Origin of the sequence: Caballeronia sp. dw_276, assembly GCF_018449635.1 — a bacterium.
GTDB lineage: Bacteria > Pseudomonadota > Gammaproteobacteria > Burkholderiales > Burkholderiaceae > Caballeronia.
In genome coordinates, this window is record NZ_JAAVUV010000001.1 from 606,935 (window position 1) to 618,705 (window position 11,771).

The following is an 11,771-nucleotide window of genomic DNA, read 5'->3' on the forward strand; positions in this document are numbered from 1 at the left end:
TCAGTCCGGCCAGTTGCGCCGTCCCGAGAGACGCCGTGCGTCGCGTTGATAGAACGGCGTGATCAACGGTTCCGGTGCGCGTTGTGCGCGCTCTAGCTCTGCAAGCAGGCGTTCAAGAACGGTAAGTTCCTGTCCCGGATGCAGATTGCACGGATCGATGAAAAAGAAATTCAGTTCGGCTTCGTGATCGCGGACGATCACGGGGATGCTGCCCGCCGGAGGGCGCGAAAGTGCATCGGCGAGATCCCATGCGCTGATGCGCGCTTCACGTGAGTCGATGGAAAGCTTCAGCCGGTCCAGCGGATTGCCGGTGGGATCGGCATCGATCTCAGCGCGTATGCCGGGACGACCAGCGAGACCAGCAATCCACAGGTCGAGATAACCGCGTTCGCGCGCACGCACGGCGGCATGATCGCGCTGCTGCCATTGTTCGAGTGCGGCGATCGCGCCCGCGATGCCTTCCTTGCCGACTTTCATGCCCCGCCCGATGCCGCCATTCTGGAAATACGCGGCACTTACCAGGGTTTTCTTGCCGGCCACGATCCCGGCCGTCAAACCGCCGAGAAACTTGTGCGCTGAATAAAGCACGAGATCGGCGCCGGCCGCAATGAAACGCGTGAGGTTGTATTCAGACGCGGCGTCGACGATAACCGGTACGCCCTTCGCATGTGCTTCGGCGATAAACTCTTCGAGCCGGATCAACCCGAACTGCACTGTGTGATGCGATACGACGTATAACGCTGCCGTCGTGCGTTCGGTGATGGCCGACGCAAGTTGATAACCATGCGCCTCGGTGGCGGCGCCCACGGGCACCACACGTGCGCCTGCGAGGCGAATCGCCTGGTCGATGGGTGCGCCATAATTGACGAGATGACCCGTCTGAATCACGACTTCATTTCGCAGGCCACTGGTATCCGGCAGACGCTCGATCAGGCCGACGTCGTCGCCGGTCATGGTCGCCGCAATGCCAAGCGTGATCGCCGCCGAACAGGACGCGGTAACGTAGCCGCTCTCGCTGCCGCATGCCTTTGCGATTGCCGCCGATGCCTTGCGCTGCAAATCGTCGATCTCAACGAATTGCGGCAAGATCGAAGCGACCGCGTCAATCACGGGCTGCGCCACGATGGACGCGCCGAGACTCGTCATCGTGCCGTTCACGTTGATGACGGGGCGCAGACCCAAGCGAGAATAAAAGTCCATCGTCTGACTCCTGATGTTCCTTTATTGTGGAACATATGTTGTAATTGTGTATTAGATTAGCATACGATTCACCTGCGTCAACTAGACAAAAACAATCAGCCCTGAGGAGCGCAATGACCCGCAAGCCCCGTGAACCCTCGCAGGAACCTGACGCTGCGGCGCCGCGCACGCGCACCAGCGCGATCGACCGGGCCGTGCAGATTCTCGACGCGTTGCAGGAAGCCAACCGGCCGACCACCGCATACGAAATCGCGCGCAGTGTCGGCGCGCCGCTGTCCACGGTGTACTCGATCATCAACGACCTCGTGGAAAAGAACCTGCTCGCGCGTACGCCTGAGGGCGCGATCTGGCTAGGGTCGCGCTTGTATGGTTACGGCTTGAGCTATGCAAGCTCGCTCGATTACCTCGCAGTCGCGCATGAGGAGATGAACCGGCTTTCGGCGCAGGTCGGCGAGACGGTCCAGGTCTGCGGGCTCGAAGAGGGCATGATGGTCGTATTGCAAATGGCAGAGGGACCCGGCCATTTTCGCGTGACGTCGCGCGTGGGAAGTCGCGTGCCGCTTAACTGGACTGCATCGGGTCGATTGCTTGTGGGACATCTGCCTGACGCGGAACGTGTTGCCTATTTTGCGCGGCATGCGAAGTCGTCGCCGACAGCGCGCGCCGAAACACGGCCAGATGTGCTCGCGCGCATGGCCCGTGAGGCGCTCGACGCACGCTTGTCCATCCAGATCGGCGAGTCCGATGCATCGGTTGCATGCCTTGCTGCGCCGGTACTCGATCAAGCCGGCGACTGTGTTTTCACCATATCGATCGTGATGCCCGAAGCGAAGGCCGTTCAGAGTACTGAGCAATTTGGCGATGAATTGAAAGTTGTTGCCGCTCGTATCGAAACGCGCCTCGGCTGGCATCGGCGCACGCCTGAATTTCAGGTTTAAGCACCGGTCCTACGGTCTTCCGCCCCTTGGCTTCTTAACCTGAAAGAGAACTGACGCAACATGGTATTTTCGACTGAGACGAACTGCTACGACCGACTGCGGACTCGCGGATTGAAACTTCAGGACGTGCCCGCGCCGATAGGCAACTTCACTCATTGCACGCGCGAAGGCAATCTGCTTTTCTTGTCGGGACAGGGACCGCTCGACGACACCGGCCGCTTGATGAAAGGCAAGGTCGGCGACGATGTCACGACCGACGAAGCGTACAAGCACGCCCAACTGGTGGGTCTCAATCTGCTGTCCGTGCTTCACGCCGAGCTTGGCGATCTGAACCGCGTGACGCGCATTGTGAAGTTGCTCGGCATGGTCAACGCAACGCCGGATTTCGCCGATCATCCGCGCGTGATCAACGGTTGCTCGGATCTTTTTATCGACGTATTCGGCGACGTTGGCCGGCATTCACGTTCAGCAGTCGGAGTCGGATCGTTGCCCGGCAATATTACGGTTGAAATTGAAGCGATCGTCGCGATTCGGGATTAGTTTGTGGCTTCCCTAAATGGGAAGCCATTCGATGCTTACTTTGCGGCTGAATGGCGGTTACTCAGCCATGGTCACACCCGAACCGCCCATTTCCTCAGGAAGGTCCTTCATCTTGGGCAGACCGTCGTGCATTGGCAGCCTTGTTTCCTGATAGTGAACGTGCAGGCCCGCTTCGTACGGGAAGTCCGGAATGGTTGCGGCGTAAACGTCGGTCACACCCATGCCCGGATGTTCGATACGCTGTCGATCTTCGCGCATGACGTTGCCGATGCGTGGCACGTCCTGGCGCAAATGGCGAAATTCGACGCAAGCGACGCGTACTCGCGCAAGGTGCCCCCATTAGCCGCGGCATCCTGTGCGTTGCGTATTGGTGTACCCGAAGAGCTGGAGTTCTTCAACGATACAACCGCGCAGCAAGCCTTTGGCGCCGCGCTCGAGGCGTTATCGGCGGATCTCGCAACGAGCCCTGACGGCATCGATTTCGCACCGTTCAAACGCGTCTCGGCGTTGCTCTACGACGGCCCGTGGGTCGCGGAGCGGCGCGCCGCGCTCGGCGCATTCTTCGACACCAACTTCGCTGACATCGATACAACTGTGGCCGCCGTGATCGGCAAGGCCGATCGCTTCAGCGCGGTCGATGCCTTCAACGGGCAGTACGCGCTTGCGGAACTCAAGCGTGAATCCGAGCGATGTTTCGGGTCCATCGATGTATTGATCGTGCCCACCACGCCCACTCATCCGCTTATCGCAGATGTGCAGGCAAGTCCGATCGAGCGCAACAGCGAACTGGGTTACTACACCAACTTCGTGAATCTGCTGGACCTGTGCGCGTTGTCCGTGCCGTGCGTGCGCAGAAACGATGGATTGCCCGCCGGCGTGACGCTGATCGCGCCGAGCGGGTCGGATCATCGGCTGGCGGTTCTGGGTGCACGCATTCAAACGCTTTTCAATGGCACGGCCAACCCCGAGCTTCAGCCGTTGCCATTCCAGGAACCGACTGTCGCGCTCGCGGTGGTTGGCGCGCATCTGCGCGGGCAACCGCTCAACAAACAGTTGCTGGAAGCGGGCGCACGGTTCGTTGAGGCGACCAGGACTTCGTCCGCGTACCAGTTATTCGCGCTCGCGAATACGTCACCGCCGAAGCCTGGTCTTGTACGCAACGCGGAACGTAGTGGCGCAGCTATCGCCGTCGAAGTCTGGGACGTGCCGGTGCGCACGTTCGGCAAGTTCGTGATGGACGTTCCTCCGCCGATGGGTATCGGCACGGTGGAGCTGGCCGACGGACGCTTCGTCAAAGGCTTCATATGCGAGCCCTGGGCGGTATTGGAGTTAAGCGGAGCGCAGGACATTACCTCTTTCGGCGGCTGGATTGCCTACCTCGACAGTCTTCAAACTAGAACCTAGTAACCCACGACCCAACTTGAACAGGAATCGAACGACATGACCAGCCGCCGCACATTCATCAAAGACGCGAGCCTCCTGGCGCTTGCGACCATGGCGCCGTTCCAGTCGGTTTTCGCCGCCGGAAAAACAACCGTTGGCGTGATCTATGTCGGCGCGCGCGGAGACTATGGGTATAACCAGGCGCAGGCTGCGGCGGCCGCGATCATCAAAAAGCTGCCTAACGTGAAGGTCGTGGAAGAAGAGAACGTGCCGGAAACCATCGCGGTCCAGAAGACCATGGAAGCGATGATCGAACAGGACGGCGCAACGCTCATCTTCGCAACGTCGTTTGGTTACTTCGATCCGCATGTGCTGAAGATGGCGGCCAAATATCCGAACGTGCGCTTCGCGCATTGCGGCGGTTTATGGAAGGAGGGCAACCCGCCGAACATCGCGAGTTACTTTGGTTATATCGATGAATGCCAGTACTTGAATGGTGTTGTCGCCGGTCACATGAGCAAGAGCAAGAAGCTTGGCTTCGTCGCGGCCAAGCCTATCCCGCAAGTGCTGCGCAACATCAACGCGTTCACGCTCGGCGCACAGTCCGTCGATCCATCGATCACGACGCAAGTGATTTTCACCGGCGACTGGTCGATGCCCGTGAAGGAGGCGGAAGCGACGAACAGCCTGGTCGATCAGGGTTGCGACGTGATCACGTGTCACGTCGATGGTCCGAAGGTCGTTGTGGAAACTGCCGAAAAACGTGGCGCGATGAGTTGCGGTTACCACGCGAGCCAGGCTGCACTTGCACCGAAGGGTTATCTCACGGGCGCGGAGTGGGACTGGGCGACGCCATACAAGCAACTCGTCGCCGATGCACAGGCTGGCAAGCCGCAGCCGAACGTGCTGCGTGGCGGCCTGAAGGACGGCTTCGTCAAGATGTCGCCGTACGGCACGAAGGTCACGCCTGATGCTAAGAAGGCTGCCGACACCATCAAGGCCAGCATGATGGCCGGCACATTCGTGATCTTCAAAGGTCCGATAAAAGACAACAAGGGTGGCACCGCGATCGCTGCCGGCACGAGCCACCCGCAGACCGACTACACGCTGGAAAGCATGAATTATCTGGTGTCCGGCGTCACGGGCCAGATCTGATGGCGTTGTCATTCTGAAGGAGCCGTGATGCGTCCCAATGCTTCGACTGCCCGCGTTTTGCTCGCTGCGTTGCCGGCGATTCCGACAGTGCTCGCGCTCGCCGGAACCCTGGTGCTGTTTTCGTTGTTTCTGCTGGTGCAGGGGCAGCCGGTCCTGGATGCAATCGGCCTGATCGTGCAAGGCGCGTTCGGTTCGTCGTTCGCGTGGCAGAGCACCCTGCTGCGTGCGTCGCCTCTCATGCTGACCGCGCTATGCGTGGCATTGCCCGCGCAAGTGGGGCTGATCGTGATTGGCGGGGAAGGCGCGCTGGCGCTAGGCGGAATGTGCGCGGCCATGGTCCCGCAGATGCTGCCGGCGAATACGCCGTGGCTGATCGCGACGCCATTGTTGGCGCTTGCCGGCATGCTTGCAGGCGCGGCTTGGATCGGCGCAGTGGGCGCGTTGCGGCAATGGCGCGGCGTGAATGAGACCATCAGCAGTTTGCTGATGGCGTATATCGCGATTGCGCTGTTCAAGTTTTTTGTCGAAGGGCCGTTGCGCGATCCTGCAAGCCTCAACAAGCCCTCCACGCTTCCCGTTCCCCAGTCGATGTCGATAGGGTCTTTGCCGGGCCTCGAAGTCCACTGGGGCCTCATGTGGGGCATTCTTGCGTGCATCGCGGCGTGGGTCTTCGTCAAGTACAGCACCAAAGGCTTTGCGATGCGCATTGTCGGCGGCAGTAATCGCGCGGCGCGGCTGGTCGGCTTGCCGGTGAACGTACTTGCGTTTGTTGCGTGCGCGCTTGGCGGCGCAGCGGCGGGACTCGCCGGTATGTTCGAGGTTGCGGCGGTGCAGGGCAGCGCGAATGCATCGCTGCTCGCGGGTTACGGCTACGCCGGAATACTCGTAGCCTTCGCAGCACGCCAGAATCCGCTGGCGATCATTGTGTGCGCCGTGATGATTGGCGGCATCGAAGCGAGCGGCAGTCTGTTGCAGCGCCGCCTCGACCTGCCCGATGCCACCACGCTCGTCCTTCAAGGTCTTCTGTTCGCAAACCTGCTCGCATGGGAAGCGCTGGGCGGCCGGATCGCAGCGTGGCGCGTGCAGTTGCAGGCCGCTGCGCTCGCCGACGTCAACCTGCCGATGGAGCACACCCATGCCTGATGTCCATTCGCCCATCGTCATCTTGTTGCTGTCGCTCGTGGCCGGCGCGATCCGCGTGAGCACGCCGTATCTTTTCGTGAGCCTGGGCGAATGCCTGACCGAGAAGGGCGGTCGCGTAAATCTCGGCCTCGAGGGCATCCTGGTTTCCGGCGCGATGAGCGGTTACGCCGCGTCCTACATGACGGGCTCGCCGTGGGCCGGCGTGCTTGCGGCGGGTTGCGTCGGCTTGTTGCTTGGATGTCTGCACGGTCTCGTATGTTCGCTGCCCCGCGTCTCCGATATCGCGTTCGGCATCGCGTTGATGCTGCTTGGCACGGGACTCGCGTTTTATCTGGGCAAGCCGTTTATCGAACCGCAAGCGCCCGGTCTTCAGTCGTTCGATTTTGGCGCGTGGGCTAGCTCGCCTCAGTTGCACAACGCGCTGCATGTGAATCCGCTTTTTGTGATCGGCGTGGTGCTGGCGTTCGTGTTGCAATGGGGACTGCGCAGCACGCGCTGGGGCATGACCTTGCGTCTCGTTGGCGATCACGCCGAGACCGCACGGGCGATGGGTTATCCGCTGACGCGGATTCGAATCATCGCGACTTCCGTGGGTGGTTTTTTTGCGGGCGTTGGTGGAGCGTATCTGTCGCTCGTTTATCCGGGAAGCTGGAACGAAGGATTGTCGAGCGGGCAAGGATTGATGGCGGTCGCGCTTGTCATCTTCGCGCGCTGGCAGCCTTTGCGATGCCTGTGGGCCGCCTTGCTTTTTGGCGCGGCCGGCGCGCTCGGGCCAGCACTGCAAGCCATCGGCGTGACGAGCGGATATTACCTCTACAACGCCGCACCCTACGTGCTCACGCTCGCGATCATGATCATCAATTGCCGTCCCGATCGCACGCTTGCCGGCGCGCCGGGCGAGCTGAGCCTCACACGCTGACTCATTTTTAAAGGCGCTTCCGACCATGAACCGATTCATTGATGCCAGACCTTACCCATGGCCCTTCGATGGCAACCTGCGCCCCGACAATACGGCGCTGATCGTGATCGACATGCAGACGGACTTCTGCGGACACGGCGGTTATGTCGACAAGATGGGTTACGACTTGTCGCTCACGCGCGCGCCTATTGAACCTATAAAACGCGTGATGAACGTGATGCGCGAACAGGGGTTCACGATCATTCATACGCGTGAAGGGCATCGGCCGGATTTGTCGGACTTGCCTGCGAACAAGCGCTGGCGCAGCCGTCGCGCGGGAACGGATGGCGTTGGTATCGGCGACGATGGCCCTAGTGGCCGCATCCTGGTACGGGGTGAGCCGGGGTGGGAAATCATCGATGAACTTGCGCCTTTGGCGGGGGAAATTGTCATCGACAAACCCGGCAAGGGCTCGTTCTGCGCAACCGACCTCGAACTGATCTTGCGCACGCGCGGCATCGTGAACCTGGTGCTGACCGGTATCACGACCGACGTCTGCGTCCACACGACCATGCGTGAGGCGAACGACCGCGGTTTCGAATGCACGGTGCTTGCCGACTGTTGCGGTGCGACCGACCGTAGCAACCACGATGCGGCGCTGCACATGATCACGATGCAAGGCGGCGTGTTCGGCACAGTCTCCGATTCACAAGCGCTCCTGACCACGCTCGGCGGCTGACCATGCCCACCTCATCGCATGCGCTGGGTGTGGAGATACACAACGCCGGCAAATCGTTTGGCGCATTTCGCGCGCTGGACAACGTATCGATCAAGGTCCGCGCGGGCACGGTCCACGCGTTGCTTGGCGAGAACGGTGCGGGCAAGAGCACGCTTGTGAAGGGACTCGTGGGGTACGGCGTGCTCGATGAAGGACAAATTTCAGCCGGCAATCGCGAGGTTCACATTACCTCGCCGCGCGATGCTCAAGGCCTGGGTATCGGCATGGTGTATCAGCATTTCACGCTGGCATCGGGCTTGTCGGTGGAAGAAAACTTGTTGCTCGCGCGTGGCCGTCTTCCATGGAAGATCGACTGGAAAACGGAACGTGCGGCGCTCGACATGTTCATGCGGGGCATGCCGTTTCGCCTTCCGCTCGACGCACCTGTGTCTGGCCTCGCGGCCGGCGAAAAGCAGAAGCTTGAAATTCTCAAGCAGCTGTATTTGAAGCAGCGTTTTCTTATTCTCGATGAACCCACTTCCGTTCTCACGCCACAGGAAGCCGATGAAGTGCTCGGCCTGATGCGCGATTTGACAACACGTGGCGAGCTGACCGTGCTGATGATCACGCACAAGTTCCGCGAAGTAATGGCCTACGCGGACGATGTGACCGTACTGCGCAAGGGTCGTCAGGTCGGTACGAGCGCTGTTTCTGAAACCAGCCGCGATGCGCTGGCCGCACTGATGATGGGCGCCGACGAAACGCGCGACACCGCTGTTATGGAAGCAGTCAATGCCGAACGCGTCGCCCGCAAACCGGTGAATGCTGCAGGGCAGATTCGCCTTGCGATCAGTATGCTTTCCGTCGACGATGATCGCGGCCATGCCGCAGTCAGGCATGCATCGCTTCAAGTACGCGCGGGAGAGATACTTGGCATCGCGGGGGTGTCGGGGAATGGGCAGAAGGAACTGGTCGAAGCGCTTGTCGGGCAACGTCGCACCAAGGCCGGCAAGATGGAAATCGCCGGCAGCGCATATCGCGCGACCCGTGAAGAGATGCCGCAACGGCGTGTCTTTGCCATCCCTGAAGAGCCGCTCAAGAACGCGTGCGTGGCGAGCATGAGTGTCGCGCAAAACCTTGCGCTGCGAGACTTCGATCGCCCTCCGTTGCGTCGCGGCGGTTGGCGTCTCGACCGCCACGCGATGCGTAATCGCGCCACGCAACTCATCGGCGAATTCAACGTACGGCCGCCGCTTCCAGAACGTGCTATCGGCACGCTTTCAGGCGGCAACGTGCAGCGTGCAGTGCTTGCTCGAGAACTTGGTCAACCGGTGGATGTGCTGATCGTCGCGAACCCGGTTTTTGGTCTCGACTTTGCATCGGTGGCGGATATTCACGCACGCATCATGGCTGCGCGCGATGCCGGTGCGGCCGTCTTGCTGGTGAGCGAGGACCTTGACGAATTGCTGGAACTAGCGGACCGCATCACGGTGATTGCGGAGGGTGAACTCGTGTACGAGACATCCGCCGCGAATGCCGATCGCGCGACGCTCGGCCGCTACATGGCGGGACATGGTGATACCGTCACGCATAACGCGCCCGCAACCGAACCTTTGAAGGAGGTCATTGAATGAGCTCGAGTGGATTGGGCGGATTGAACAAGTCGCCGAACGGCATTGTGATTGGTCTCGTGCAATTGCAAAATCCAGACGTCTCCACGTCGGAAGAACTTGCAGCGCAGACGCAGAAAATCGTGACGATGGTCGGCAAGGCGCGACGCAATAATCCTTCCATGGACCTGGTCGTATTCCCCGAATATGCGCTACATGGTCTTTCCATGCGTACGGATGACGCCATCATGTGCACGCTCGATGGTCCCGAAGTGGCGGCGTTCAAGGCAGCATGTGTCGAGCACAAGATCTGGGGCTGCTTCTCGATCATGGAGCTCAACCCGGGCGGCAATCCTTACAACAGTGGATTGATCATCGACGATACCGGCGCGGTGAAACTCTACTATCGGAAGCTGCATCCGTGGGTGCCGGTCGAGCCGTGGGAGCCTGGAAACATAGGCGTTCCGGTGTGCATCGGGCCGAAGGGCGCGGTGCTTTCGCTGATCATCTGTCACGACGGCATGTTTCCCGAAATGGCGCGCGAGGCCGCGTATAAGGGCGCGGAAATCATCTTGCGCACAGCGGGCTACACCGCGCCGATACGTCACGCATGGCGAATCACGAATCAATCCAACGCGTTTCAGAATCTCGCGCAAACGGCGAGCGTTTGTCTTTGCGGAACAGATGGCAGTTTCGATTCGATGGGCGAGGGCATGTTCTGCGATTTCGATGGCACGGTGATGGTGGATGGCAGTCATCGGCCGGACGAAATCATCACGTGTGAAATGCGGCCCGACCTCGTTCGTGAAGCGCGCTTGAACTGGGGCGTCGAAAACAACATCTATCAGTTCGGGCATCGCGGGTATGTGGCCGTGAAAGGCGGAGCGCAGGATTGCCCGTACACGTTCATGCACGACATGGTGCGTGGTGAATATCGCTTGCCCTGGGAAGACGAGGTCAAGGTCACAGACGGCACATCTTGCGGTTTTGCGCCGCCCGGACGGACTTATAAAGGCAAGTCATGACCGTCGAGATCAACCTGCCCGAAGTCACTGCCGAGGTGTGTGCGGCGTTTGTTAAATACGAACGCGCGCTGGTTGCAAATGACATTGAAACCATGAATGCGCTGTTCTGGAATGCTCCAGAGACGGTGCGTTACGGCATTGCGGAAATCCAGCATGGCGGCGATGCCATCCGCCAGTGGCGCGAAACGTGCGCGCCGGTCCCGGCTTCGCGCATTTTGCACCGGACCATCGTCACGACGTTCGGCACGGACTTTGCAACCGTCAGTACCGAGTTCACAAGCGATGCGACGCCGTTGATCGGACGGCAGATGCAAAGCTGGGCGCGCATTGGCAATGATGGCAACTGGAAAATCGTCGCCGCGCACGTCAGTCTGATTCCCGAACCCTGAAACGCCGATAATAAGAAATAAATGGGAGCGCGAATGCAGGAAGACATGATTGAAGCGGTTGTTGAAACCGTCGAGCCAAATGCGGCGAATCCGCTTGCCGAACAGGTCTATCAGCGGTTGAAGAGCGATATCTTCAACTTCCGCTTGTTTCCCGGCGACCGTTTTTCGGAGAATGGTATCGCCCAGTATTACGGCGTCTCGCGCACGCCCATGCGCGACGGCCTGTTCCGCCTGCAACGCGAGGGATACCTCGAAGTCGGTTTCCGGCGCGGCTGGAAGGTTGCCACGATCGACTTCAATCAGATGGATCAGCTTTACGATCTGCGCATCGTGCTCGAGCTTGCCGCGCTCGAACGAATGACCGCCGGTGGCGACGCGGCGCGCGCAGCCATCGATTCGTTGAAGGCGACCTGGTGCGTGGAGCCGCAAGCGCGCGAATCCGACGCCGTGAAGATGTTCGGCATGGACGAAGATTTTCATCGGCGAGTGGTGGCCGCTACCGGCAATGCTGAAATGGTCCGCGTGCATAACGACGTGACCGAGCGCATTCGCATTGTGCGCCGCCTCGATTTCCTCAAGCCGCACAGGACCAGCGCGACTTACGATGAACATTCAACCATGCTGCATCTGATCGAACGCAAACGCCTGACCGAGGCATCCATCTTGCTGCGAGCGCATATCACGCAGAGCAAGCTGGAAGTTCGGAAGATCACCGTCTCGATGCTCGATGCAGCCCGCGATGTAAAGCTGCCATTTGTGTCGTAGGTCAATC

Annotated in this window: 13 protein-coding genes; 11 read left to right on the forward strand and 2 right to left on the reverse strand. The window is 60.1% G+C overall.

Translation table 11 applies throughout. From position 1 onward, the window contains the following. Positions 1-1,200 carry an aminotransferase class V-fold PLP-dependent enzyme gene (locus HB633_RS02785; protein ID WP_213776514.1) on the reverse strand — a complete coding sequence of 400 codons (1,200 nt, stop codon included), beginning with the start codon at positions 1,198-1,200 and terminating at the stop codon, positions 1-3. 113 nt (positions 1,201-1,313) lie between these two features. Between HB633_RS02785 and HB633_RS02790 the strand changes: the two genes are divergently transcribed. Together HB633_RS02790 and HB633_RS02795 are read left to right on the forward strand one after the other, a co-directional pair. Then, the gene (locus HB633_RS02790; RefSeq protein ID WP_213776515.1) at positions 1,314-2,138 is read left to right on the forward strand and encodes an IclR family transcriptional regulator; all 825 of its coding nucleotides are present in this window, start codon (positions 1,314-1,316) and stop codon (positions 2,136-2,138) included. Between the two features lie 60 nt (positions 2,139-2,198). Next, positions 2,199-2,678 carry a RidA family protein gene (locus tag HB633_RS02795; protein WP_213776516.1) on the forward strand — a complete coding sequence of 160 codons (480 nt, stop codon included), beginning with the start codon at positions 2,199-2,201 and terminating at the stop codon, positions 2,676-2,678. Positions 2,679-2,735: 57 nt separating this feature from the next. Here HB633_RS02795 and HB633_RS02800 read toward each other — a convergent pair whose 3' ends face one another. Further along, positions 2,736-2,936: a hypothetical protein gene (locus tag HB633_RS02800; protein WP_213776517.1), complete on the reverse strand. Its 201-nt coding sequence runs from the start codon at positions 2,934-2,936 to the stop codon at positions 2,736-2,738. Here HB633_RS02800 and HB633_RS02805 point away from each other — a divergent pair. The 9 genes from HB633_RS02805 to HB633_RS02845 are packed head-to-tail and all read left to right on the forward strand — an operon-like array spanning position 2,907 to position 11,764. Next, positions 2,907-4,082 (forward strand): amidase family protein, encoded by a 1,176-nt coding sequence (locus tag HB633_RS02805; RefSeq protein WP_213776518.1) that lies wholly within the window; start codon positions 2,907-2,909, stop codon positions 4,080-4,082. The genes HB633_RS02800 and HB633_RS02805 overlap by 30 nt on opposite strands. A gap of 36 nt (positions 4,083-4,118) precedes the next feature. After that, on the forward strand, positions 4,119-5,216 hold the full coding sequence (locus HB633_RS02810) for a BMP family ABC transporter substrate-binding protein (protein ID WP_213776519.1): 1,098 nt from the start codon (positions 4,119-4,121) through the stop codon (positions 5,214-5,216). Positions 5,217-5,243: 27 nt separating this feature from the next. After that, complete coding sequence (locus tag HB633_RS02815) at positions 5,244-6,359, forward strand: ABC transporter permease (RefSeq protein ID WP_213776520.1); 1,116 nt, start codon at positions 5,244-5,246, stop codon at positions 6,357-6,359. Beyond that, a complete protein-coding gene (locus HB633_RS02820) occupies positions 6,352-7,278 on the forward strand; it encodes an ABC transporter permease (protein WP_213776521.1) in 927 nt (308 codons plus the stop codon). Before HB633_RS02815 ends, HB633_RS02820 begins: the two co-directional genes overlap by 8 nt. A 25-nt stretch (positions 7,279-7,303) precedes the next feature. Then, positions 7,304-7,996: an isochorismatase family cysteine hydrolase gene (locus HB633_RS02825; protein ID WP_213776522.1), complete on the forward strand. Its 693-nt coding sequence runs from the start codon at positions 7,304-7,306 to the stop codon at positions 7,994-7,996. A 2-nt stretch (positions 7,997-7,998) separates the two neighbouring features. Further along, positions 7,999-9,609: an ABC transporter ATP-binding protein gene (locus HB633_RS02830; protein ID WP_213776523.1), complete on the forward strand. Its 1,611-nt coding sequence runs from the start codon at positions 7,999-8,001 to the stop codon at positions 9,607-9,609. Further along, positions 9,606-10,610 (forward strand): formamidase, encoded by a 1,005-nt coding sequence (locus tag HB633_RS02835; protein ID WP_213776524.1) that lies wholly within the window; start codon positions 9,606-9,608, stop codon positions 10,608-10,610. The genes HB633_RS02830 and HB633_RS02835 overlap by 4 nt, the downstream gene beginning before the upstream one ends. Continuing rightward, positions 10,607-10,999: an oxalurate catabolism protein HpxZ gene (hpxZ, locus tag HB633_RS02840; RefSeq protein WP_213776525.1), complete on the forward strand. Its 393-nt coding sequence runs from the start codon at positions 10,607-10,609 to the stop codon at positions 10,997-10,999. The genes HB633_RS02835 and hpxZ overlap by 4 nt, the downstream gene beginning before the upstream one ends. Positions 11,000-11,032: 33 nt before the next feature. Then, positions 11,033-11,764, forward strand: a complete 732-nt coding sequence (locus tag HB633_RS02845) for a GntR family transcriptional regulator (RefSeq protein WP_213776526.1) — start codon at positions 11,033-11,035, stop codon at positions 11,762-11,764. Positions 11,765-11,771 lie beyond the last annotated feature (7 nt).